28 protein-coding genes and 5 tRNA genes are annotated in these 23,026 nt (G+C 46.2%); 19 read left to right on the top strand and 14 right to left on the bottom strand.

Going from position 1 to position 23,026, the window contains the following annotated elements:
- Positions 1-66: 66 nt before the first annotated feature.
- Positions 67-139, bottom strand: a tRNA-Lys gene (locus VJ579_01665).
- Positions 140-396: 257 nt separating this feature from the next.
- Between VJ579_01665 and VJ579_01660 the strand changes: the two genes are divergently transcribed.
- Genes VJ579_01660 through VJ579_01650 form a run of 3 tightly spaced genes read left to right on the top strand, consistent with a single transcriptional unit; the run spans position 397 to position 1,840 of the window.
- Positions 397-714 carry a hypothetical protein gene (locus VJ579_01660; protein HXK37750.1) on the top strand — a complete coding sequence of 106 codons (318 nt, stop codon included), beginning with the start codon at positions 397-399 and terminating at the stop codon, positions 712-714.
- A 60-nt stretch (positions 715-774) separates the two neighbouring features.
- The gene (locus VJ579_01655; protein ID HXK37749.1) at positions 775-1,257 is read left to right on the top strand and encodes a TrmH family RNA methyltransferase; all 483 of its coding nucleotides are present in this window, start codon (positions 775-777) and stop codon (positions 1,255-1,257) included.
- A gap of 1 nt (position 1,258) precedes the next feature.
- Complete coding sequence (locus VJ579_01650; protein HXK37748.1) at positions 1,259-1,840, top strand: ribonuclease HII; 582 nt, start codon at positions 1,259-1,261, stop codon at positions 1,838-1,840.
- Positions 1,841-1,850: 10 nt separating this feature from the next.
- Here the strand turns inward: VJ579_01650 and murE are convergent, their stop codons facing one another.
- Both murE and ruvA read right to left on the bottom strand, forming a co-directional pair.
- Complete coding sequence (gene murE, locus VJ579_01645) at positions 1,851-3,137, bottom strand: UDP-N-acetylmuramyl-tripeptide synthetase (protein HXK37747.1); 1,287 nt, start codon at positions 3,135-3,137, stop codon at positions 1,851-1,853.
- 1 nt (position 3,138) lies between these two features.
- Positions 3,139-3,717 carry a Holliday junction branch migration protein RuvA gene (gene ruvA / locus VJ579_01640; protein HXK37746.1) on the bottom strand — a complete coding sequence of 193 codons (579 nt, stop codon included), beginning with the start codon at positions 3,715-3,717 and terminating at the stop codon, positions 3,139-3,141.
- 174 nt (positions 3,718-3,891) lie between these two features.
- Here ruvA and rpsT point away from each other — a divergent pair, with 174 nt between their 5' ends.
- Positions 3,892-4,194 carry a 30S ribosomal protein S20 gene (gene rpsT / locus VJ579_01635; protein ID HXK37745.1) on the top strand — a complete coding sequence of 101 codons (303 nt, stop codon included), beginning with the start codon at positions 3,892-3,894 and terminating at the stop codon, positions 4,192-4,194.
- 36 nt (positions 4,195-4,230) lie between these two features.
- Here the strand turns inward: rpsT and VJ579_01630 are convergent, their stop codons facing one another.
- Both VJ579_01630 and VJ579_01625 read right to left on the bottom strand, forming a co-directional pair.
- Positions 4,231-4,983 (bottom strand): pseudouridine synthase, encoded by a 753-nt coding sequence (locus tag VJ579_01630; protein ID HXK37744.1) that lies wholly within the window; start codon positions 4,981-4,983, stop codon positions 4,231-4,233.
- Between the two features lie 373 nt (positions 4,984-5,356).
- A tRNA-Arg gene (locus VJ579_01625) sits at positions 5,357-5,428 on the bottom strand.
- A 149-nt stretch (positions 5,429-5,577) separates the two neighbouring features.
- On the opposite strand from VJ579_01625, the gene VJ579_01620 reads away from it, so the two are divergent.
- Positions 5,578-5,931 (top strand): hypothetical protein, encoded by a 354-nt coding sequence (locus tag VJ579_01620; protein HXK37743.1) that lies wholly within the window; start codon positions 5,578-5,580, stop codon positions 5,929-5,931.
- 101 nt (positions 5,932-6,032) lie between these two features.
- On the top strand, positions 6,033-6,593 hold the full coding sequence (locus VJ579_01615) for a hypothetical protein (protein HXK37742.1): 561 nt from the start codon (positions 6,033-6,035) through the stop codon (positions 6,591-6,593).
- A gap of 30 nt (positions 6,594-6,623) precedes the next feature.
- Here VJ579_01615 and VJ579_01610 read toward each other — a convergent pair whose 3' ends face one another.
- Together VJ579_01610 and VJ579_01605 are read right to left on the bottom strand one after the other, a co-directional pair.
- Positions 6,624-7,073 (bottom strand): hypothetical protein, encoded by a 450-nt coding sequence (locus tag VJ579_01610; protein ID HXK37741.1) that lies wholly within the window; start codon positions 7,071-7,073, stop codon positions 6,624-6,626.
- A 68-nt stretch (positions 7,074-7,141) separates the two neighbouring features.
- Positions 7,142-7,699, bottom strand: coding sequence for a hypothetical protein (locus tag VJ579_01605; protein HXK37740.1), 558 nt, complete (start codon positions 7,697-7,699; stop codon positions 7,142-7,144).
- Between the two features lie 130 nt (positions 7,700-7,829).
- Between VJ579_01605 and VJ579_01600 the strand changes: the two genes are divergently transcribed.
- Complete coding sequence (locus tag VJ579_01600; protein ID HXK37739.1) at positions 7,830-8,495, top strand: phosphatase PAP2-related protein; 666 nt, start codon at positions 7,830-7,832, stop codon at positions 8,493-8,495.
- Positions 8,496-8,626: 131 nt separating this feature from the next.
- On the opposite strand, the gene VJ579_01595 is transcribed toward VJ579_01600, so the two are convergent.
- Together VJ579_01595 and VJ579_01590 are read right to left on the bottom strand one after the other, a co-directional pair.
- Positions 8,627-9,346, bottom strand: a complete 720-nt coding sequence (locus tag VJ579_01595) for a hypothetical protein (GenBank protein HXK37738.1) — start codon at positions 9,344-9,346, stop codon at positions 8,627-8,629.
- A 318-nt stretch (positions 9,347-9,664) separates the two neighbouring features.
- Positions 9,665-9,752, bottom strand: a tRNA-Ser gene (locus VJ579_01590).
- Between the two features lie 166 nt (positions 9,753-9,918).
- On the opposite strand from VJ579_01590, the gene ruvX reads away from it, so the two are divergent.
- Positions 9,919-10,353, top strand: coding sequence for a Holliday junction resolvase RuvX (gene ruvX / locus VJ579_01585; protein HXK37737.1), 435 nt, complete (start codon positions 9,919-9,921; stop codon positions 10,351-10,353).
- A gap of 11 nt (positions 10,354-10,364) precedes the next feature.
- Positions 10,365-11,111, top strand: coding sequence for an exonuclease domain-containing protein (locus VJ579_01580; protein ID HXK37736.1), 747 nt, complete (start codon positions 10,365-10,367; stop codon positions 11,109-11,111).
- 20 nt (positions 11,112-11,131) lie between these two features.
- On the opposite strand, the gene VJ579_01575 is transcribed toward VJ579_01580, so the two are convergent.
- A complete protein-coding gene (locus tag VJ579_01575) occupies positions 11,132-12,637 on the bottom strand; it encodes a UDP-N-acetylglucosamine 1-carboxyvinyltransferase (protein HXK37735.1) in 1,506 nt (501 codons plus the stop codon).
- A gap of 34 nt (positions 12,638-12,671) precedes the next feature.
- Here VJ579_01575 and murB point away from each other — a divergent pair, with 34 nt between their 5' ends.
- Positions 12,672-13,679 (top strand): UDP-N-acetylmuramate dehydrogenase, encoded by a 1,008-nt coding sequence (gene murB / locus VJ579_01570; GenBank protein HXK37734.1) that lies wholly within the window; start codon positions 12,672-12,674, stop codon positions 13,677-13,679.
- 27 nt (positions 13,680-13,706) lie between these two features.
- On the opposite strand, the gene metG is transcribed toward murB, so the two are convergent.
- Positions 13,707-14,114 (bottom strand): methionine--tRNA ligase subunit beta, encoded by a 408-nt coding sequence (gene metG / locus VJ579_01565; GenBank protein ID HXK37733.1) that lies wholly within the window; start codon positions 14,112-14,114, stop codon positions 13,707-13,709.
- Between the two features lie 120 nt (positions 14,115-14,234).
- On the opposite strand from metG, the gene pilM reads away from it, so the two are divergent.
- From pilM to VJ579_01545, 4 genes are read left to right on the top strand one after another with little or no spacing between them, the layout of a single operon-like run.
- Positions 14,235-15,287 (top strand): type IV pilus assembly protein PilM, encoded by a 1,053-nt coding sequence (gene pilM / locus VJ579_01560; protein HXK37732.1) that lies wholly within the window; start codon positions 14,235-14,237, stop codon positions 15,285-15,287.
- A 15-nt stretch (positions 15,288-15,302) separates the two neighbouring features.
- A complete protein-coding gene (locus VJ579_01555; protein HXK37731.1) occupies positions 15,303-15,833 on the top strand; it encodes a hypothetical protein in 531 nt (176 codons plus the stop codon).
- Between the two features lies 1 nt (position 15,834).
- Positions 15,835-16,374 (top strand): hypothetical protein, encoded by a 540-nt coding sequence (locus tag VJ579_01550; protein ID HXK37730.1) that lies wholly within the window; start codon positions 15,835-15,837, stop codon positions 16,372-16,374.
- An 8-nt stretch (positions 16,375-16,382) separates the two neighbouring features.
- Positions 16,383-16,772 carry a hypothetical protein gene (locus VJ579_01545; GenBank protein ID HXK37729.1) on the top strand — a complete coding sequence of 130 codons (390 nt, stop codon included), beginning with the start codon at positions 16,383-16,385 and terminating at the stop codon, positions 16,770-16,772.
- A gap of 374 nt (positions 16,773-17,146) precedes the next feature.
- Here VJ579_01545 and VJ579_01540 read toward each other — a convergent pair.
- Positions 17,147-17,219, bottom strand: a tRNA-Val gene (locus tag VJ579_01540).
- A 70-nt stretch (positions 17,220-17,289) separates the two neighbouring features.
- Between VJ579_01540 and VJ579_01535 the strand changes: the two genes are divergently transcribed.
- From VJ579_01535 to VJ579_01520, 4 genes are all read left to right on the top strand, one after another.
- Positions 17,290-17,364: transfer RNA gene (locus VJ579_01535), tRNA-Arg, on the top strand.
- Positions 17,365-17,844: 480 nt separating this feature from the next.
- Positions 17,845-19,911 carry a hypothetical protein gene (locus VJ579_01530; protein ID HXK37728.1) on the top strand — a complete coding sequence of 689 codons (2,067 nt, stop codon included), beginning with the start codon at positions 17,845-17,847 and terminating at the stop codon, positions 19,909-19,911.
- Positions 19,912-19,920: 9 nt separating this feature from the next.
- Positions 19,921-20,088, top strand: coding sequence for a hypothetical protein (locus tag VJ579_01525; GenBank protein ID HXK37727.1), 168 nt, complete (start codon positions 19,921-19,923; stop codon positions 20,086-20,088).
- Between the two features lie 98 nt (positions 20,089-20,186).
- Positions 20,187-20,924, top strand: a complete 738-nt coding sequence (locus tag VJ579_01520; GenBank protein ID HXK37726.1) for an RluA family pseudouridine synthase — start codon at positions 20,187-20,189, stop codon at positions 20,922-20,924.
- A gap of 28 nt (positions 20,925-20,952) precedes the next feature.
- On the opposite strand, the gene VJ579_01515 is transcribed toward VJ579_01520, so the two are convergent.
- Together VJ579_01515 and VJ579_01510 are read right to left on the bottom strand one after the other, a co-directional pair.
- A complete protein-coding gene (locus VJ579_01515; GenBank protein ID HXK37725.1) occupies positions 20,953-22,119 on the bottom strand; it encodes a PspC domain-containing protein in 1,167 nt (388 codons plus the stop codon).
- A 9-nt stretch (positions 22,120-22,128) separates the two neighbouring features.
- Positions 22,129-22,449, bottom strand: a complete 321-nt coding sequence (locus tag VJ579_01510; protein HXK37724.1) for a PadR family transcriptional regulator — start codon at positions 22,447-22,449, stop codon at positions 22,129-22,131.
- A gap of 136 nt (positions 22,450-22,585) precedes the next feature.
- On the opposite strand from VJ579_01510, the gene rplS reads away from it, so the two are divergent.
- On the top strand, positions 22,586-22,999 hold the full coding sequence (rplS, locus tag VJ579_01505; GenBank protein ID HXK37723.1) for a 50S ribosomal protein L19: 414 nt from the start codon (positions 22,586-22,588) through the stop codon (positions 22,997-22,999).
- Positions 23,000-23,026 lie beyond the last annotated feature (27 nt).

Here is a 23,026-nt window from a genome sequence, read left to right as displayed (position 1 = left end):
TTGATTCCAACTGGGGCAGGCAATGACAAATGCCCAAGATGCTTTCGCGTCTTGGGCATGTCATTGTCCCCCCAGTTGGAATCGAACCAACGACCGTCAACTTAAAAGGTTGCTGCTCTACCGACTGAGCTATAGGGGGATATTTAATTGTTTTCGCACACCTTCCATAACTGTTCATTCGGTGCAACAACCAGGTTGCTGGCTATTTCTTATTGCCGACTGAGCTATAGGGGGATGTACAGGGATACTAACACAGAAAGCTGTAAATTCAAATAGGCTTTACTTCCTGAACACGTAGGTGTAGGGTTGAGGCAATTCCACTTGTATGAGTGGTCGCGCTCTCACGAGAGAGGGTCAGGCGGTTTCATTCTCCCGCATCAGAGAATGTGTTCTTTCTTGAGGTGCTGTATGGCACAAAATCCCGATCTCATTCCCGTCGATGGTGGACCGTCGCTTCGGGATCTCGAGCTCTCGCTTACTGATGGTGCGATGGGTGCTCGTACGGTCCGCTTTCACTTCACCAGCATGGTCGACCAGAGGACCAAGGGCGACATGTATATGGTCATGCAGGTCAACGGCCTCCGTCGCATCGGCATGGATTATGACAACTGGGAAGTGAAGGGCGTCGCGGAGACCCCGCATGGACGCCGAGAGGTCGTCGTCGAGTACAATACCAAGTCGCGCTTCGGTGGCGTCGGTGTGTACAGCGTTTAGGTCTTTGTAGTAAAAGGAGCCAGTGGCTCCTTTTTTCTTTGCATGCTATAACAGTGCAATATGGAGAAGGCGCAAGATGAAATATGGGTGCTTTTGCACAACATCCGTTCCGCACATAATGTGGGAAGTATGTTTCGCACCGGTGACGCAATTGGGGTGACTCGTTTTTTGCTTTCCGGATTCACTCCTACACCACTCGATCGTTTCAAGCGCCCGGTGAAGGAGATCGCGAAAACCGCGCTAGGTGCTGAGCTTTCGATTCCTTGGGAGCAGGGTGACTCAGCGCTTGATTTTGTTGCGCAAGCGAAAGCAAGTGGTTTCACGGTCGTGGGTGTAGAACAAGATGTTCGTGCTGTTGACTATAAGACTTATGTACCCAAAGCAAAGACACTTATTGTTATGGGTGAGGAGGTGAATGGTATCGAAGAGGCACTGCGTAATGTATGCGACGTATTCATTGAACTCCCCATGAAGGGTGACAAGGAATCACTGAATGTCTCAGTTGCTTTTGGAATTACTATGTATCGACTTTTTGACCGATAATATGTTGCTGAAATATATCATTGGTATCGATGAGGTAGGGAGGGGTCCACTTGCGGGGCCGGTTGCAGTCGGTGCTATTCTTGCGACCCCTGACATGCTCCAAGCATTCACCGAAATAAAAGAATCAAAACAACTTTCCGAAAAGAAAAGAGAGTTATGGAACGACAAAATATTGGCTGCACGCGGGGAAGGCCTGAGAAGCGTAGTGTGCTTCGTTCCTGCGGAGGAAATTGATGTCATCGGTATTGCTCCTGCGATAAAGAAGGCGCTCAAAGAAGGACTCGTTCAGCTTGCAGTGGATCCTACTGAGTGTCGGGTACTCCTTGATGGTGGACTTTATGCGCCAGAAGAATATATCAACCAGGAGACGATCATTGGTGGTGATGGTAAGGAGACGATCATTGCCATGGCATCTGTGGTTGCGAAGGTAGCAAGAGATAGACTCATGGTGCAACTGGCGGAGTCCTATCCTGAATACGATTTCGCAAAGCATAAGGGCTATGGTACAAAGGCACACATGGACGCAATTCGTACCCACGGACTCTCAAAAGAACATCGCAGGTCGTTTTGCAAGAATATTTAAAAACGAACGCCTAGGCGTTCGTTTTTTCAGTACTACAAGTATAGCCGAATTTTTCCAGTTCTTCTCGGGCGACCGTTGCCTCGTCCCAATCCATCTTTGAACCATTTGGTCCCATGATGTAAGGATCGGTACCTTTTCCCGTAAGGAGTACTGCAGCATACGGAATATCTTTTGCGAGCTCGAGTGCTTTTTTGATTGCCTCGCGACGATCAAGGATGACCTCACAAGGCTTGATCACGATAGCTGACTTCATCGCATTGATAATTGCTCGCGGATCCTCATCATAAGGATCCTCATTTGAAAGAATGATATGTTCGCAGTATTGATCGGCGATCTTTCCCATCTCGGGCCTTTTCCAAGTATCACGCCCACCTCCGGTATTACCAAGCACTGCAATGATTTTGTATCCCTTAAATGCCTCATAGAGCGCAATAAGCGAGTCAGGAGTGTGTGCGTAGTCGACGACAACAGGGAAAGGCTGCCAGCAGTTTATGTGTTCTGCGCGACCGCGGATAAGCTTCGTCGCAGCAATACCTTCTGCAATAGACTGCACAGGGATTGCGAGTTCGTGTGCACACGTTGCTGCGGCGAGCGCATTATATGCATTGAATAATCCCGGGAGATATCCCTCAATATGATTATTGTTCCACGTGAAGGAGAAGTGTTTTGCGTCCGCTACAATGTCATGCATATTATGCTTGGCGTAGGTGGTACTGATGACACCTTGTACTGCAAGAAAGAGCTCTGCAGAATCGTCATCCGCATTTACGACAAGAAGCTTTCGGTGTTTACTGCTACGCGCGAGTGTGCGCGCAATTGAAAGTTTTGCATCGCGATAGTTTTCGAATGAGCCATGGCGCTCAATGTGCTCTGGTGAGAGATTTGTGAAGATGAGCGCATCCATGTCAATAAAGCGCTGACGATATTGGCGTGCTCCTTCGCTCGTCATCTCGATGATCGCATGAGTGCAGCCTGCGTTGACTGCATCGCGCAGGAAGCTTTGGATGAAGAATCTGCCAGGCATCGTCATCTTCTTCATGTTTCGGGTATCTTTCTCGCCAATCTTGAAATGGAGTGTACCGAGCACTGCAGTTTTTGCGCCGTTCGCGGTAAGGATGTGGTCAAGGAATTCTGCTGTAGAGGTTTTGCCTTTTGTTCCTGTGATACCAATCACCACAAGCTGTCTTGAGGGAAAGCCGAATCGAATAGCACCAATCATTGCGAACATGAAGTGATACAGAGGCTCTATCATTTTAAAGAGGGGAGCGGGGATGATTTTTTTGAGAGTTGAAAGCATGTTATTTTCCTAATTGCTGTAGTGCGGCGCGAATAATTTCCTGAGTTGAAAGATTCTCTCGAGCAAGAGTGCGGACAACTTCTCTTGTTGCGCGTGGTTCATAGCCAAGTGCTTCAAGAGCGTCGATGACTTCTGACTCAGTGGAGGTGCTTGCGGTGGTTGAGAATGTGATTGCGAAATTCTCAAGCTTGTCTCTGAGTTCAAGCACAATCTTTTCAGCGTTTTTCTTTCCTATACCAGAAACTTTTGTGAGGTAAGACGCGTCTCCACCTTGGATCGCATGAATGATAGTCTTAAGGTCCGCGAGCGAAAGGATGTTACATGCGGACTTGGGTCCAATACCTGAAACAGTAGTGAGCATTTTGAAGAACCGGAGTTCTTCCTCGGTATGGAAGCCATATAAGTCGAGTGCGTCTTCACGTACGACAGTATGTATCCATAACGCAATATCTGTATCAACTTTTGCCTTTTCGAGTGTCGTGCGGTTTACTGAAACAAGGTAGCCAATGCCTGATTTCGTGAGTATGACAACGCCCCGCTCGCTATTTTCGATAACGATTCCTTCAATATAGCCAATCATTTGTAAATTATAGCACAGCGAGCGTGAGGGATACGCTGATGAAAAATGGTGACACAGCTTCGTAAAATAGGGAAATTACGCATAGTTCGCAGGGGTTTATTCCGTCCCTCAAAGAAATTTCATACGGATGAAATCCTTGCAATTTTGTATACTCTGGTGTAGTATCGCTCTATTATGGCAATCAAAGCAAATGCAAAGCGCGCAATTCGCGTGTCAGAGCGCAAGCGCCTCTTCAATGTTCGCCGCCTCAGCACGATGCGTGATGAAGTGAAGGAGATCAAGAAGCTTGTACTCGCAGGAGATACAAAGGGTGCAGAGAAGGCACTCTCAACTGCTTACCAGGCAATCGATAAGGCCGCAAAGCGTGGTGTTATCAAGGACAACTCTGCAGCACGCAAGAAGTCTCGCCTTTACGCATTTATCACAAAGGCCGCAAAGGCCCCAAAGGTAGCTGCAAAGACAAAGAAGGCAGCATAAGCTGCAAAACAAAACCACCTAAAGGTGGTTTTGTTTTTAAGCGATGAGTCCAAGTGATTCAAGGAATTGCTTGCGCTCATTTCCTGCAATCGTGCGTGCCTCGCCCGGCTTCATATTACCGAGCTTAATGTTCATGATGCGAATGCGTTTGATGTCTGCTACCTCATTGTGCATCGCAGAAACCATACGCCTGATTTGATGCTTCTTTCCTTCGGTGATTGTGATACGGAAAGTTTTTTCACCATTCACGTGAACCTTGCAGGGTTTTGTGACACAGTCTTCGAGTTCGACGCCCTTCTCCATGTGTTCCGCAAAGCTTGGACGAAGATTCTGTACTGTTTCAACAGCATATTCCTTCTCGTGGATCTTGTCGGGACTGAGGAGGCGGTCAGTGATGCGGCCGTCATTAGTGAGAATGATCAGGCCGTGTGATGCTTTGTCGAGGCGCCCGACAGGGAAGAGGTCACGGAGCTGTCGGTTGCGTGAAACGAGTTCTTTAATATCTGTTTCGTCGCCCTGTGGTGAGTGCGTGATGATACCCTTTGGTTTATAAAAGGCGACATACATATAGTCGTGTGCGGTAGGAGAGTTCTTGCAAATAACCTTATCCGTTTCGTTCACAACATCGCCGAGCACTGCCTTGCGACCATTGATGCTTACTTGGCCCTTCGCAATAAGGGTATCGGCTCCACGGCGTGTAGAATAACCTTTTTGAGCGAGGTATTTATTGATACGCATAGGCCAGAGTGGAGCTGAGGCTGCGGGTGTAATAGGAGTTCGGGGTTTCATATCGAGAGCATACGCTAAAAATTGGGAATAGGCCAGCCACCTTGTGGACCGGGCTGGCCTGCCGGTCAATGAGCGCCCACCGGCGTGCGAATTAATTCAGGCGATAGTTGCACTCTCGCCTTTTCCGGTAGGGAATAGGGTATAGGGAATAGGGAAATTGAGTAGGATATCTCGCGAACTTTGCTCGCGCACTCCGGAGGAGCCTCGCGCGGCAAAGTTCTTCGAGAACCCACGGTTCTCGACGGTCTTCCTTTAGGAAAAGGAAGACCTGCTCTCCTAGACGGGAAACTCCCGTTTCCCGACCCCTTCCTGTTCGATTCCTGCCGAGGGCAAATAGCAAAACCAGCGCTTTCGCGCTGGTTTTGCTATTTTGTGCCCTCGGTAGGAATCGAACCTACATTTAGAGTTCCGCAAACTCTTGTCCTATCCATTGAACGACGAGGACGTCATTGGTGTGGAAATAGATTAACAGATATTGCCCTATTTGTCCAGCCGTGAACTATTTGAAGAAATTTGTATTTGTTTGCATTCTTGACACTACTTCTGGCAGCGTATAGTCTCATTTTAGAATACTTATGTTGGCTTGGAGCCCTCATGCGCATCTTCCTTATCTGCCCCGTCCGTAACATCACCGACGAAGAAAAAATTGCCATTGAAAGATATGTAAGTGACCTTGAATTAGCTGGTCAAATCGTCCACTGGCCGCTTCGGGACACTGACCAGAATGATCCCATTGGATTTCGTATCTGCGAGGACAATCGCCGTGCGATCGAGCTTGCGGATGAGGTTCATGTTTGGTGGAATGCTGCCTCAAAGGGTTCATTCTTTGACTTCGGAATGACGTTTGCTTTGGGCAAGAAGATTGTCCTTGCGAACATTGCTTCCCTTGTGCGCACTCCCGAGAAAAGTTTCGAGAATGTACTGCTTGCAGTTGCAGTACGAGAGTAGTGAAGTAGCTTCAAACAGAGCTCAGGCTCTGTTTTTTATTTGGTCATTGCATTTTTGTTTCTTCCTTGTTAGCCTTTCAGTAGAACACATAAGGAGTCCTCATGATAATCATCAGTAACTTCTCACAAGAAGGCGATGAGCATTTTGAACCCGAACCGCTCGTTGCAGAACATCCATTCGAGGCGATTGCTGCGCTCGCAACATCATTTCTCCCCCTCGGCGCATACTTCACCGAAGTGAAGGAGAACGCAGTGATCCTCGAAGGGCAAGAAGGGGGCTGCCACACAGTGTTGACACTTGTAGGTCCTCCTCTGGAGATGGAGCCGGTCATTTCTTTCATCTATCACTACACAACCCAGGCGGAGAAGCTTGCTGATCTGCCTACCACAGCGATGGTCGATTTCTTGTGCGCGCATATTGCCGAGCGTGGGAACCATCCTTCGCTTGCATGCGAAGTGCCCCCAGTGTTCGAATCGGAGGAGCTTCACCGCGCCGTGCTCTATGCGTGTGGCATCGTTGATGAGGATGATTTCGCTGCAGGCATGCGTGCGAAGATCCCCGCGATCGCGATTGCCGCATTCTTTGCACAAGAACCCGGGGTTTCATTTATTACAGAGTTGCGCATCCTTGATGCTGACCCTGCACTCGATTTCGAAATCTGAAACACAATACCGCACCATTGGTGCGGTATTTTATAATCCAAATCGCTCTGCGAGCAAATGGAGAAATGGTTCGTGGATATCTTTCTCGGGAAGGACTTCCTCAACCACTTCGCGGAGCTCTTCAATGTTTACATCTTCAGCAATAGGAATAGAGATGATTGGCATCCAATGCTTTTTTGAGAGGAGGAGGAGGCGTGGAATACCGAAATATTCCTGAAGCGCAAATGACTCAAGCGTGTCCCATGGGGTAAGTGTATTTCCAACGATGATTCCGCCCGTGCGCAGTTCAACGTTTTGTGCGAGATGTGGTGCACTATGAGCAATAATGAGAGCAACGGCAGTTGAGAGTATAAGCAGTGCAACAATATAATTGCTTGTAAGGATGGAGACAAAAATGAGCGCACCGGTGATCACGATGAGCGAAGCAAACCAGTCGTTACTTTTTTTCTGAATATGTGCGGTGGGTGTGCTCCATTGCATACATATATAATAACACAAAAGTGAAAGGGGTATGGTAAATAAAACACAGCCACTACTGTGGCCGTGAATCATTTCATGATTGTATTACCCTCGGACATGAGTACGAGCTTGCCAATGCGATGCTCGCTTGTGGAAAGAGGCTCGCCCTCCGCAGTTGCTTCAACGATGATTTTCCAAATAGCGCTATTTAAGCTCTCATCTATAACGAAAGTAGCAATGGTGTTGTCGTCTGTAAATAAGGATATATATTTTGCTTCGGAATTTTCTGAGTTTCCTTGCAAAACAGTCCATAAGGCCTTTTGAATGGGCAGTTTTTCCGGTTTTGCGCCAGCATAGATTTTTGTCGTTTCAAACGTTGCTACACCATCAGTACTAGTGGCATGTTCTGATTTTAGGATGATGCGTGCGGCGACGCTATCACAATCACTGCAAAGGAGCATGCCCGTATAGATACGGTAATAGCCATACATTCCATTTTCTGAAGTGATATCAGGTTGAGTTGTTTCAACAAGTTTTTGGAGCCCTGACCTCTCTCGTGCACTTCGGTAAGCGATCACAAGTACATAAAGAAGTCCAACTAATGCGATGATCAGTAATAGGGAGATCACAGCAGTCTTTGTTTTCATAGTTCCCTACACTAGCAAAAAAATGAGTTTGAGGCAATATACGTTTGCGTAAGTTTCATCAGATGATAGAGGAAATAAACCAAATACCTATTAGTGTTTCACGATGATTCATAATATAATGAGTGGGATTATGGATAGATTACGTGAACACTATCGGGTCATCTCGCATGATAAGGGTATCTTTTGGAATATTACGTTGAGTATTGCCTTGTTCGCACTCAGCGTGTATGCAACGATGACCGCGTATGACTATACACAGACAACGGGAGGCATTGTCGTCAAAGATTTGATTCTCGATCACATTCCGACACTCAATGTTGAAGTGCTCTTCTTTGGTGGGATTGCATTCCTGACCATCATCCCTACGATTATTGCATTTTTTGATCCACGTAAGCTCCCATTCGGTCTCGAAGTGACGGCGATGTTCTTCCTTATTCGCTCGTTCTTCATGGTGCTCACCCATGTGGCTCCGCCAAACATCCAGTATTATCATTATTTCTCGGGGGCGAATACGGCGGCGAATCAGGCTGCAGAAGCATTGTTCTCAGTCAGTTCGGGAACCGACATGTTCTTCTCAGGGCATACGGGATATCCATTTCTCCTTGCACTAATGTTCTGGAAGACGCCATGGCTTAGGAATCTATTTATAGGGTTCAGTATGCTCATGGCGGCGACAGTGTTGTTCGGACATCTCCACTATTCGATCGATGTGTTCGCGGCGTACTTTATTGCGTATGGAGTGTTCAGGATGAGTAAGAGATATTTCTGGAAGGAGTATAAGTTGATGCATGAATAGACAGGAAAACAGCGACACAAGGGTGTCGTTGTTTTGTAATCTCTTCGAGATGATGAGTTAAGTGCTTACGAATGTTGGCACCGCAAGGGTATTTTTGGATTTTACTGATCTACTTTATGGGGCAAGGGAGTCTAAGTTTTTTCTGTTGTTATCTCTATAAATAGAGATGTATTTTCCCTTGCTTGGTTTGTTAATGAATTTGTTTCATCAGAAAGAAATTCTATATCCTTATCTTTACTAGTATTATTTTTTGAATACAACCCCATGTACTTTTCAGCGTAAGGGCCACCATGAACAAATGATGATAATGTTGAGTACAGCCGAGAATATCTATTTAAGGAATCTTTTGATGTTTCCCGTAGCTCACTATTTTCCCCAATGTTTTCGTTTATATAAGAAAGAATATTATTAATTTTAAAGTTTTGAGCTATATCATCTAAACTTTTATTTTGTTCACCACCCAAACTTAAAATAGATTTTATTCCAGTCAGTTTTGTATTCAGTGAGATATTACTCCTTAAGGAGCATAAATCTTCGTGACCGTTTAATTTTCCGTAGTATTCAATTCCAACATCATCACTATTTTCTTTTAAAGCCCTAGTATAGATATATAGATGCCTGAAATAGTGTTCAAGTAATGACCTAAAAAGTACACAAAGAGAATAGTAATCTCCGATATCTTTACAATAATTAATGGAATTATTGAGATATTGCAATTTTATAGAATATGTTGTTAGAGAATAGGCACTTCTGGGATATCTACTCTTCCCACAATTTCTAGAATTTAATTCTAGTTCCTTCATGATTGGAATATTTTCTATTATTTCATCAAGAGTTCTTTTCTCTTCCATGATTATATCTTAACAAAAAATAGCAGATAAATCTTCTGTTTCCGGGAAACTCAATTCATAAATTTTAGTTAATCCCAAAGCGTTTTGAGCGCGGAAATGGGAGAATTGAACAACCTACGGCTCGCGCACTCCGGAGGAGCCTCGCGCGGCCTTCGGTTTCGAGAACCCACGGTTCTCGACGGACTTCCTCTTCAGGGAAGAGGAAGTCCTGCTCTCCTAGACGGGAAAGGGCCTCCTTTCCCGACCCCTATCCGTTCGAATCTCACCATCTCCGCCAAATAACAAAAAGACGAACACTTTCGTGTTCGCTTTTTGTTTTGGCGGAGATGGTGAGATTCGAACTCACGGCCCCCGTAGGAGCGTCTGTTTTCAAGACAGGTGCCTTAAACCGCTCAGCCACATCTCCAAATTGTTATATGAGGAGGCTTTGCCTCCACAAACCAAACTCCAATTGCTAGGCATCTGCCTTGTAATTGCATCTCGGTTTCCTTACCGCGATTAGTGCATACTACCAAATATTTACTAATTTGCAATACCGTGGCGGATAATATGGGGCGTGCTATGATAATCCCATGAGATATCTCGGCATTGATTTTGGCTCAAAACGTATAGGAATTTCGCTGTCTGACTCCTCGGGGAGAATGGCGTTTCCGCACTCGATCGTCCAGAATACGAATACCGCTAAGGATGAAATTCTTGCACTGATGAAAAAGGAGAATGTAGGAGTTATCGTAGCGGGGGATTCCCGTAACCGTGACGGAGTAGAAAATCCTATTATGCAAAAGGCAAAACCATTTTGCGAAGCACTCGCCATGGAATCGGGAGCCCCGCTCTACTATCGTCTCGAAGCTTATACTTCTGTGCAAGCTGCACATATTCAAGGAGATAATGCGATGAATGATGCCTCGGCCGCAACTCTGATTCTGCAGAGCTACCTTGATGGAGTGAACCCGAGTTACAGCGGGTCAGATGGCAATGGTGATCCAGATGAGGACATTGACTATTAATTTCAAAATACATGATTATTTTCTTTGATACAGAAACTACTGATGATGTTACAAAAGGACGTTTGATCCAGCTTGGCATCAAGGAGCGTGGTGTTGAGCAGCCGGTCTTGAATGCAATGTATGCACCACCAACACCAATTTCTTTTGAGTCGATGGCAGTGCATCATATTACCCCGAAGATCATTGGTGACAGGCCACTCTTCAAGGATGCGCCTGAGTATATAAAGACCAAGGCTCTCTTTGAGGCGAGCGATACGATATCAGTTGCGCATAATGCGGCATTTGATATTGCGATTTTGAAGAAAGAGGATATTGCAGTGCCTAAGTTTATTTGTACGATGAAGGTTGCGCGTGCGCTTGATCCTGAAGACAAGATTCCAAGTTATCGCTTGCAGTATCTCCGCTATTTTCTCGGCATCGAGGTCGAGGGTATCAATGCACATGATGCCTGGGGTGACGTCGTTGTACTTGAACAACTCTTTGAGCGATTGCTTGCAAAGATGGTGAAGGAGAAGGGTTCTGAGGAGGATGCTATTAAGGAGATGATTGCGATTTCTTTGAAGCCATCACTTGTTCGCACTATTCGTTTCGGGAAGTATGCAGGCAAGAAACTCGCAGATATCTTGAAGGAAGATCGTGGTTATCTCGAATGGCTCCTCAAGCAAAAGCAGCAGAATCCTGACGGTGATGAAGATATGGTCTATTCACTCGAGGAGTATCTTGGTGTTCCACACCAAGCAGCGAAATTGTGGGATTAAAAAACACCAAGCGGTGTTTTTTAATTATGGATGACCTCAATTTTTGCCCCGATAGTATTGAGTCGCTTTGCAATCTCCTCGTATCCACGATTGATGGAGTAAACATTGCGGAGGATTGAAGTACCCTCTGCGGCGAGCATTGCGATGAGAATAATCATCGCAGGGCGCAATGCGGGAGGGCAGACAATCTGTGCTGCTTTGAGCTTGGTCGGACCTGTCACAAATGCACGATGAGGGTCAGCGAGAGTGATGTTCGCGCCGAGGCGGTTGAGCTCGGTGAAGTAGATCGCACGGTTCTCCCACATCCAATCATGGATAAGTGTCGTACCAAGCGCCTGTGTTGCAATGGGAACGAAGAAGGGGAGGTTATCAGTGTTGATACCAGGGTAGGGCTGTGCATGAATTTTGTCTCCCGCAGTTACGAGTTTGCTTGGATGCACGGTGATATCAACAAGTTTCGTGTGTCCGTTGTGTGCGAGATAGACTTTTGAAGTGCTGTATTTGAGTCCCATCGCTTTGAGCTTTTGCATTTCAAGCGCAAGAAAGTCGATAGGGCAACGCGTGACGGTGAGTTTCGAATTCGTGACGATAGCCGCGGTGAGGAACATCATCGACTCAATAGGGTCTTCGCTGTTGTGGTATTCGATTGGAGTATTAATTTCTTTCACTCCATGCACCGTGAGGGTGCTGGTCCCGATACCTTCGATCTTTACCCCGAGCTTCTCGAGAAAGAAGCAAACTTCTTGGACCATGTAGTTGCTTGTTGCAAATGAGATAGTGGTCTTGCCTGGAATACGTGCTGCGGCAATAAGGAGATTTTCTGCAGCGGTATCACTTGCCTCGTAAAGCACGATGTCCGCAGGGTGGAGCTTCTTTGCGGTGATGGCGTAATGGGTATCCTTGGTGACTATCTTTGCTCCGAGTTCTTCGAGTCCGTGGCGATGTGCGGCGATGGTGCGATTGCCCATTTTGCATCCACCAGCGTGGGGGAGGGCGAAGCTTGGCTCTAAATGTATAAGCGAGCCGATGAGCATAATCGAGGAACGGATGCGGCTTGCCGCCTCCTTGTCCATTTTTTCAAGTGCAAGTTTCTTTGGAGGAGTGAAACGAATACTGTTTGGTCCGATCCACTCAATCTTAATGCCTAAGCTTGTGAGGAATTCGATGTAGCGATTCGCTTCTTCTATGCGCGGGATACCGTGGAGTATCGTTGGTGCACGATTCAGAAGCGCTGCAGAGAGTAGTCCCATCGCTCCGTTTTTCGATGCATTCGTTGCAACGCTTCCATGGAGCTTGTGTCCGCCCTCGATGCGGAAGTCGAGTGATTCGGTCACTTCAATAATCTTTCGTCCAAGAATATTGCTGATATTCTCAAGCGCGCTTGTGGTAAAATTCTGTCCGCCTTTTTCCATACGTGCGACAGCACTTTGGCTAGTCTTCAGTGCCTTTGCGAAATCAGCCTGTGTCATCCCTCGGGCTTCGCGAATACTTCGGATGAAAATACCTATTTTTTCCTGTTCATTCATTCTATGAGTATATCATATATGATATACTGTCCCTATGGAGTTTATCCCAGATATTGCACTCAACGAATATTCCGCATTGCGCGTGGGTGGCACTGCTCGAGGGCTCTATGCTGTTTCCTCTGACGAAGATGTGGTGAAGGCTCTGGATGAAATAGCAAAAATGGGATCTCGGGTTTATGTTATCGGAGCTGGCATGAACACTTATTTTGGTGATGGAAAGCATGATGATCTCGTACTGCTTCGTGTTGGAATAAAAGGTATTTCTGTGCAGCCATCAGTTATTGAAGGAAAGGTGCTTACGGTGGGTGCGGGCGAGGATTGGGACGCAGTTGTTGACCGCGCCGCAGCGGAGGGTGTTTGGGGCATTGAAGCGCTCGCAGGAATTCCTGGTACTGCGGGAGCGGCACCAATACAGAATATTGGGGCGTATGGCACGGAGGCAGCGGACAGTATTGAAGCTGTTGAGGTGTATGACCGTAAGAATAAAGAGATAAGAGGAATCCCCGCACGCCTCTGTGGTTTTGGTTACCGTTCAAGTATTTTTAATGGCGTTGAACGTGATCGGTACATTATTCTCCGGGTACGTTTTTGGTTACACCAGAAGAGAAGGCGTGCACTCCCTAAGGAGGTAGTCGAGAAGAGCGAAAGCGCGATAACTCCAAAAGAGGTAGGCGATCAAATTCGTGCTATCCGCAAACAGAAGCTCCCTGATTATATCGCACATCCCAATTGCGGTTCCTTCTTTAAGAATCCTGTAATTGAGAAAATAATAGCAGAGAAGTTGCATGAGCAGTATAAGGAAATGCCACAGTTTCAATCTGGAGATGGAATGAAGCTTTCCGCTGCATGGCTCATTGAGCAAGCGGGTTTGAAAGGAAAAACGTGGGGTAATGTTTCTGTCTCATCAAAGCATGCGCTCGTGCTTGAAACAAATGGAAAAGCATCGGCAGCAGAAGTAGCTGATGCAATTTCTGCTATAAGTGGAGCAGTTTATAATATGTTCAGCGTTACACTTTTGCCTGAGCCAAATTTCATTCCATAATAAAAAGACCATTGAGGTCTTTTTAATTTATCCGACGTGCGCGCCGACATCAGTAGGGATGTTTGGGTGAAGGAGTGCGAGTTTATCATCTCCTGTGCGTGCTGCAAGAATCATTCCATAACTGGTGAGACCTTTCATTGTGCGTGGTGCGAGATTCACGACAAAAGGACATTGTTTGCCGACAAGTTCTTCGGGTGTGTAGTATTTGCGAATCCCTGAGAGGATTTGGCGGGGTTCTGCTTCACCGAAATCAATGGTAAGACGAAGGAGTTTGTCTGCGCCTTCGATGAATTCTGCAGTAAGGATCGTGCCGATCTTGATTTCGATCTTCGCGAAGTCATCGATCGTTGCATAGACAGGAGCGGGGGCGACTTCAAGTGCTACTTGAGGAGCAGTTCCTTGTTCTGTGCTTGTTGAGGGATTTTCATTTTCCATGCAAAGAGTATAGCATGAATGGAGCGACACGAAATATTGTTTGAGCTATATGTTTGTTGTGCATTTACTCATTTCCTCATCCCCGTATTCCCTTTGTCTCATGTGTTATAATATGAACAAATGTCCATTCTTTCCGCACCAAAGTTTTTGACGATGCCTGCCGTCGGACTCGACATATCTTCCGACAGTGTACGTTTCGTTGAGCTTGAGCCATATCGTGGCCATTTTAAGGTTGCACGTTTTGGGGAAGCTGCGCTGCTCGGAGGAATAGTACAGGGCGGAACGATTCACGACCCACTGGCACTCTCAAAAGTCATTGGAGAGCTTGCACATGAGCATCATTTGAATATGGCCAATATTGCCCTTCCTGAGGAGCAGGCATTTCTTGCTCATATGGAATTTCCTCGCGTGCCCCTGCGTGATGTAAGTACCGCGGTTGAGGTGCATCTTGAAGAATATGTACCCGTGCCCCCAAATGAAGCGATTTACGACTATGTCATCACTGATTCTGACAATGACGATACAACGTCAGTAATCGCAAGCGTGCTGCCTCGAAAGATTGTTGACCAATATCTTGAAATATTCAGAGATACGGGAATCACTCCAAAGAGTTTTGAATTTCAGTCACACGCAATGGCGCGCGCTTTGTTTACGAAAAAGGATCGAGGTGCATACATGGGTATTGATATAGGTAAAGATATTACGAATGTATTTATTGTGCGAGATGGGATTGTATACTTCTCAGCAATTCTCGATATTGGTGGTGATACACTGACGAATGCTATTGTGCGTAAATTGGGATTACCTTTTGCTGAGGCTGAGGCACTCAAAGCACGACATGGACTTGTGGGTGCTGCTGAGGGTGGTGCACTCCGCGATGCAATGCTTCCTGTACTCGAGGATCTGCGTTCGCGCATATTACGACACTTTGCATTCTGGCAGTCACGTAATGCAACCGTTGCAGCAATTGAACGCGTTGCACTTACTGGCGGTGGCGCAAATTTGAAGGGCATGACGGAGTATCTCGGACAAGGTGTGCGTGTGCCGATGATTATTGCAAATCCATGGATTAATGTTTGTGATTTCACTGACTATATACCAGATATCCCGATGCATGCAGCGCATGGATATACTGCAGCAATTGGCCTCGCATTGCGTAATGAGCCTCTCTAGAGATATATATCAAATATGAATTTACTCCCCACACAAGAAAAGGCATCGCTCCAAAGGGAGCAATCAATGCGACTTTTTATCGCAGGGTGTTTTCTTGTTGCGACACTTGAGCTTCTTGCAATAGTGCTCCTTGTGCCAACTTATGCAATTGTGCGTGTGCAGCATGCATCACTAACGAGTGGTGTTGCACAGTTGCAGCAAACGGTCTCAGGGAAGGGTAGTGTTGAGGATGAACTGAAGAATCATGCGGCGAATATTCACAACTTCCTTTCAGATATTGGTATCTCGCGCTACGTTCCTTCAATGCTTATCGGGGAAATCCTGAAGGCACGTCCAGTGGGAGTGAGTACGAAAAATATCTCGTTCTCGCGAAAGGGGGAGGCGGGCGGACTACAGCTCTCTGGTGTTGGGGCGACTCGAGAAGCACTCCTTGAGTATCAGAAAATCATACGTGAACTTCCTTTTGTAGAAGAGGCGCATTACGCGGAAAGCTTCATCACAAGAAAGGTGGATATTGCTTATAATCTCACCGTAACACTCAAGTAGTATGCAAAAACGAACATATATTACGTTGATCGTTGCAGCACTGCTTGCAGTGATCCTTGGGGGAATCGTTTGGTACGGAATCGATGCGATTACGACACTCAAGGGAGAAAGTGATACCGCACGTGGGGAATTCCAATCGTGGATCAGGAAGAGTAAGCAAGTTCTTTCGCTGAGAAAGACGCTTGATCGTGCGGTTGCAGTGGACGCGAGCTTGCAAGAGTTCTCATTTACAGTCACTGATGAAAATCAGATTCAGCTTATTTCTGATCTTGAGCGTATTGGACGAGTTACTGGAGTGAAAGCGGAAGTGCGTGATCTTGAGGTTGCCGCTGATTCATCATCGATTGCAGGTTCACTGAGCTTTATTGGTGAGTGGAAAAATGTCTACCATGCGATTGCAGCGCTCGAAGTATATCCATTTAAGCTATTCATCAGTGATATTACAATAAGTGAAGATTCACCATCTCAGTCGGGGGGAGTCTCAAGGGTGAACTATCGTGCAAATGTGCGCTTTACTCTCTTGCATACACATAAGCCATAATTATCGCCATGGATAAAAAAATACTTAGCTCCGTGCTCCGCAGGATGCACTTGGCAACACGTGAGCATGTTGGTGTCGAGGCAATATGGAAGATCATGATGGTGACCGCAATCATCATTTTCGCAATGCTTATGGGTGGAGGGTGGTATATCTATAGTTGGGGCATCACCGAGAATGCAGTGATTAATAAGGTAAAACCAGTGTCAATTCCTATTACCGAAGAAGAGTTAGCGAGGGTGGAGGAAGATGTTGCGCAGCGCAGTGAGCATTATGAGAGAGTGCTTGCAACTGCACCAGAAGTGGTGCCAATAAGTGGGAATATTAAGACTCCGACAACAATTCAAGTTGCGACTACGACGCCTTTGGCGACAACGACTGCGACGACAACGAAAAAATAACCTGACGGTTATTTTTTGTTAGATGCAATTGCGATGCAGTGGGAGTCGAAAAACCCTTTGGGTTTTTGACTCATGGAACGCTGCGCGTGCGGAATAGGATATATTAAATACACAAGCAAACAAAACCCTCTGGGTTTTTGTTTGATTGAGCGCAAGAGCGAACTGAATCGGAGTCTGGGACTTGGCACGACTCACAAAGCCTTACGGGCGCTCTTTGAGACGCCGTAAGACTAAGTGGTCGTCGCCACGGCTCGGCTACAGCCGCTTCGGCTGGGAAGCCTTAGCGGCTGGCTTCGCAGCCTCCGCCTTTCAAGTCCCTCAAGGCGGGCAAAAAGAAACCACCCCAAAGCGTTTGCTTTGGGGTGGTCTTTTTGTGCGCCTTGAGGGACTTGAACCCCCGACCTTTTCGGTGTAAACGAATTGCTCTACCAACTGAGCTAAAGGCGCATTTGTTATGACAATCTAACCCATTTTGCGAAAAAAAGCAAATTGGGTTATGCTGGGCGAACAATATAAACTCTCTGTAGTTCAATGGATAGAACAAGAACCTTCTAAGTTCTAGATCTAAGTTCGATTCTTAGCAGAGGGACCATTAAAGAAAAAGCGCCTTGGCGCTTTTTCTTTCCCTCTGCTAAGAATCGAACGGAGAGGTGTCAGGAGAGGGGCACCTCTCCTGCGGAGGAGAGCAGTGAGTCTTCGAGCGTCGAGAACCGTGGGTGAGCTCTCGCTCATGGGTCCCATTCATATGGGAGCGAGAGCGCAAGACCTTTTGAGAACTTTTGTGAGTCATTGAAACAAAAGATCCAAAAGGTGTACCGTTCATGTAATGAAATAGACGAGCCTGGCCGTGCGGGACCCTGTAGGGTGCGCGAGCCAGGCGACGTGAGATATCCTAGCAAGGGCCCTATATTCCTCTGGGGTGCGCGAGAAAAGTTCTTTCGATTACCTAGCGGAGAGACAATCTAAGGAAGGAGCACACAAATGCTCTTTTCTTTTAAACCCAAACTCCGCGAGTACAATTGTTTGTATTTGAACCAGTTGCAATGCGCATAAGTGCCCGTATAATTTGATTATGTCTAACGAAGCCCATGCCGAGCAGCACGAATCACATCATCAGCGAATAGAATCTATTGATAAAAAAATAGAAAGCGAGAGTTCGCCTGAGGAAATAGGCGAGCACGCATTACATATTCTCACTCAGAAGGAAGCAGATTTTCATTCCGTTAGCACTGCTTCGATGACGCATATCATCGAGACAAGTGGACTTCAGCCTGACGAAGTAGGTGCGATAAACTCAGAGCTCGGTACAAGTGCTCGATTGCAGGAAATAGATAAGACTGCCGAGGGTTTGGTTGCGGATGCGAAAAAGAGCATTGCCGATTCTGTAGAGCGCATGTATGCGAAATTTAGAAACCAACTCTCAAGTAAACTTTCTTCTGCAAAAAACTTTCAGGATCTGTATAGGGAGTTGGATGAAGTGGGTGGAATCCAAGGTTCTCAAAAATCGTATTCCTCGGAAGAACTGAGGGGAATAATAACAATGGTTCGAGAAGATCCTACAAAAATTGATTATGTTACAAGCGCAGGAGGCCTTCGTGGGGTGGTGGAGAATTTGATTAAGCAAGAGACTTCCTCGGGTCCACTCGAGGGTAATTCTTCGTCTATCAAAGTCATAAGGACAAATGGAGATATTGAGTCAGACTGGAGCATTAAAGAGAACGCACCAGAAGGGTATGTGGTTGTTACAAAAGTTGACCCTATAACTGGGGAGACTCTTCTTAAAGATATTCCTAGTGAAGAATTTTACTCTTCGAATCCAGACTTGAGAACCTCAGTAGAGTCATCTTTCGTCGCTCCGATTGATGAGATGGAACGAACGGTTGTTCATATTCCTCAAGTGGAATCAGTGCAAGAAAATGAAGGCAGTAAGAGTGATGGGGCTACTCCAAAAGATGGTGGAGATAGAGTACGTGAAAGTGCGGAAGGAGTCGACACGGCCAGTGGGCAGCATAGCGAAAGTAATCACCTGAAAAACAGTGAAGAAAGGAATGTTCCTGATGCTTCAGTGACGCAGGAGAAGCAGAAGTCGGTGGAATGGCCAGAAATCTCGAAGTTCCTTAAATCGAATGAGTTTACCTCAAGTCTCAGTGAATTTGGTCCAACGGTGAGGGGAAGAGTGGTTGGCTACACGCTCGAATATATGACCTTATTTAAGGACCCTGCAGGAGCCCAAGGATTCATTGAAGACGTGAAATCACTTGGATTAAAAGGTGAAGGGTTATCTAGTGCAATGGAAGATGCACGGGTAAATGAAATTCTCATAAAAAAGATTGCCGAGAAATTAAACATCAACGACGTGGGTTCATTGGAAGGAAAGTCGAAAGTTTTTAATTTTTTTAGAGATCATTATGTGAATGAGGGGTATTATTTCCATGCATTTAATGGTGCATTTAAGGAAAGTATTGCGGAGGACGGTATCGCAATAAATAAGCGCGCATGGGACTGGGAAGACCTCAATAAGATTGCTACTATCGGTCGCAAGGCGGGGCACAATATGTTGCTTGGTTGGGCTGGGATAAATTCAGAAAGTAAAACTTCTGTTGCTTCTACTCCACGTGATGTATTGCAGTATGCCGCCGGTTCCCCTGAATGGTTTAGTCAATTTGTTTCCGGTGGTTTCCATGTCCCAAATGAAGGAAATAGAAAGAAGGCATATTATTTGCGAGATTATGCTGTGGCACGTGAGAACGTTGAAAATCTTTGTAATGATATGATGTCTGCATCAGATGCAGATATCAAGGAGGGGAGGCGGCATCCAAACATTAGCGAAGGTGAGAAAATGCAGATTCTCAATTTTTTTGAGAAATACTGGGAAAAGTTCGCAGGAAATAATAGCACTCTCAATGTTGCAGTCATTGAAAGAAGTTTCATTGAGCAATATAAGGAAACAGGAACATTTGAAGATTATGCAAAAATGCTTGGTGAGGCACCTGAAGCATTCAATCTTAGCAGTGCCATATCTATGTTAAAGGGTTCTGGGGGAGGAGTTGACGTTCAGGTGGGTAAAAACATACCCTCCTCCGCGATAAAGATACTCGATTTGCCAAATTACGCTGAGGTTTACCCAGAGTATGTCTAATAAACGAGTATGAGTAACGAAGAATTAGAAAAAGAAGTAAATCAAATCGTTGCATTGCTGGAGGTAAATCTTGGTACCTTGGGGAATGAACGTGATACCCTCATCGAGCTTTTTAGAAAAAAATTAGAAGAGAAAAGACTCGAGAAGATTAAGGAAAACCTTTCGAGTATGTATTAGTATCGAAACGTGTGCACGTAATTTGCGTGATTTTAGGAAAAGAATAGCGCTGAGGCGCTTTTCTTTTCCTATTCCGTATTCTACGCTATAGTATCTCCATGATTCCCTCTGTGGAAATAATCTATGAAGATGACGCATTGCTCGCAGTCAATAAGCCTGCGGGTCTTGTAGTGCATAGTGATGGTCGCACCGAGGAGCCCTCGCTCACTGATTGGGTGCTTGCGCGCTATCCGGGGAATACTGACATTGGAGGCCTCCATACCCTCGATAGTGGTCGCTATGCACCTCGCGCAGGCATCGTGCACCGCCTTGATAGGGAGACGAGTGGTGTGGTGCTCATTGCAAAAACAGATGCCGCATTTTGGCCTCTCCAGCAGCAATTCATTGCGCGAGAGGTGACAAAACAATATCTCGCAATCTGCGAGGGCGCTCCTAAGGAAAAGACTGGTAGCATAGTACATCCAATTGGTCGTAACCGTACGGACTATCGAGAGTGGACGGTGCCGCCATTTGCGCGAGGAACATTACGATCCGCGCATACAGATTATTCACTGATTGGAGTTGGTGTCGCTGAAGGAAAGACATATAGTCTAGTACGATTTGCTCCAAAGACTGGCCGTACGCACCAGCTTCGTGTACATGCAAAAGCAGAAGGATTTCCTATTATTGCAGATTCCCGTTATGGGACGGCTGCAGCTCTTGGAATGGAGCATCTTGCATTGCACGCAGAGCGACTTGCGGTTAGGCATCCCACAAAGAATGCCCTAATGGAGTTTGTCGCACCGCTCCCTCTTGATTTTGTGAATGCGCTTCAAGTGCTTGATATAGCAATATAAAAACATCCCTAGGGATGTTTTTATTACATTACAATGCAGGAGCAATAGTGATTTCCCCAGCATCTCCACTTGGTGGAAGAGGAGCTGGAGGAGGCACAAGTGTCCCTTGGGATATCGTGACTTGAACATTATTGCGTGACTTTCCAGCGAATTCAGCATAGCGAATTCCAAAATGAGTACCAAGTATGACAATAACGGTTAGTGCAAGCATCCAGATACCAAAGATTGCGAGGCCGTAGCGAATTTGCACGACCGCCTTCCTTCGAAGTACATTTATCCCTCCAAAAAGAATGAAGAGTCCTGGTATTGCAATGAGTAGTGCGAGTGCAGCGATTGCGATATTGAGAAATGGGGCAGCGTTTGCATATGCAATGAAATCGCCGACTTCCTTTGCTTTGTCCACTGAGAGTAGTGCGGTAGTGCCAGCAGCTGATCCGATGATCATTCCGAGGCCGATCAGTGAGAGCACTATGCCGACTATCATGCGGATGCTTGTGCCACATACCTGCGCGATTCGTGCGGCGACAGTATGGATGCGCATTCTGATATGTTCTCCCTTGTCTTCCTTGTGCGTTGTCTCTTTCGCTGTACCATCTTTTGCTGACTTTTCTCCATAGAGATCGTGGGCGCGCTCCCTGACCGTGTCGACAATAGTGTGCAGGGTAACGGGGTTGCCGTGCATTTCTAATTTCTCTGCAGTAGTTGAGGCGGGAGGAACAATAAGCCAAAGAATAATGTATATCGGTATGATGAGTCCAAAACCAAAGAACATGAGTATGACAAATGCGATGCGTACCCATGTTGGATCTACTTCAAGATAGGCAGCAATTCCTGCACAGACGCCACCGAGAATCGCCCTATCTTCATCACGATAGAGTCGTCGCTCTGCTTGAGCAGATGCTGATGTAACCTTCTTTGCCTTTGACGTACTTGTCTCCGTCTGTCCGGTAAGCTCCGCTACTGTACCCATGGTGGCAATGACTTCGTCAACTGCCTTTATAGATATAACCGCTTCACTGCGATTCTTGAGGTGTTCTGCGATGCGCGCCTCGATATCTTTGAGTATCTCTTGCCCACCCGTCTCATCTGCAAATGCAGAACGAATTTCTTCGAGATAGAAAGAGAGTTTATTATATGCGCTCTCCTCGAGAGCAAAGAGTACGGAATTAATTGAGATTTGAGTTATCTTTTCCATGGTAATGAATTAACGGCGGAGTAATGAAACGGAAGTAATGAGATCGTCCCAGGTCTTGTCGAGCCGTCCGCGTAGGGCTTTGCCTGAGGGGGTAAGTGCATAGTACTTGCGCGGTGGGCCGCTCGGTGATTCCTGCCAACTATACTCAAGCAGACTATTATTCTTCATGCGTGTAAGTAGGGGATAGAGTGTTCCCTCAACGATGATGAGGTCTGCTACCTTGAGCGCCTCGATGATATCGCTTGCGTATGCTTTTCCGTTTCCGACCGCAAGGAGAATGCAATACTCAAGCAGGCCTTTGCGTAATTGTGCTTTTGCTTCTTGGTCCATAGGTAATAAATATGTTTACAATGCTTAAACCAGTATAGCATATGGTACTATGTCATGCAAGGTACTGTGCATCTGTAAGTAATAAACCCTTATGGGGCTTGCCAAAAAACAGCATTTGTGATAGATTGACTCCACTATGAATACGGAATTGATCAGCAAAATTACAACGACCCCAGTCAACATGGAGTCTCGCAAGAAGCTCGAACTTACTGCCGGTGATACGGTACGTGTTTGGGTGAAGGTCCTTGAAGATAAGGCAAAGCAGAAGTACCGTTTGCAGGCATTTGAGGGTCTTGTGCTCTCAACGAAGCACGGCAATACTGCAGGTGCATCATTCACTGTGCGCCGTGTCGCATCTGGTGTTGGTGTAGAGCGCGTGTTCCCACTCTTCTCACCATCAATCAACGAGATTGAGCTCGTGAAGCGCTCAACAGTGCGTCGCGCAAAGCTTTACTACGTACGTGAGAAGGCAGTGCGTGATGTGCGTCGTAAGATGAAGCAGACAATTATTGGTGGAGGTTCATCTACAGACTTCGAAACAGCAGAATAAAAAAATAAATCCCTTATGGGATTTATT

Source organism: Candidatus Paceibacterota bacterium (assembly GCA_035583355.1).
GTDB lineage: Bacteria > Patescibacteriota > Minisyncoccia > Phycocordibacterales > UBA6899 > JAJZQJ01.
This window is presented reverse-complemented; position numbering and strand designations above follow the sequence as displayed.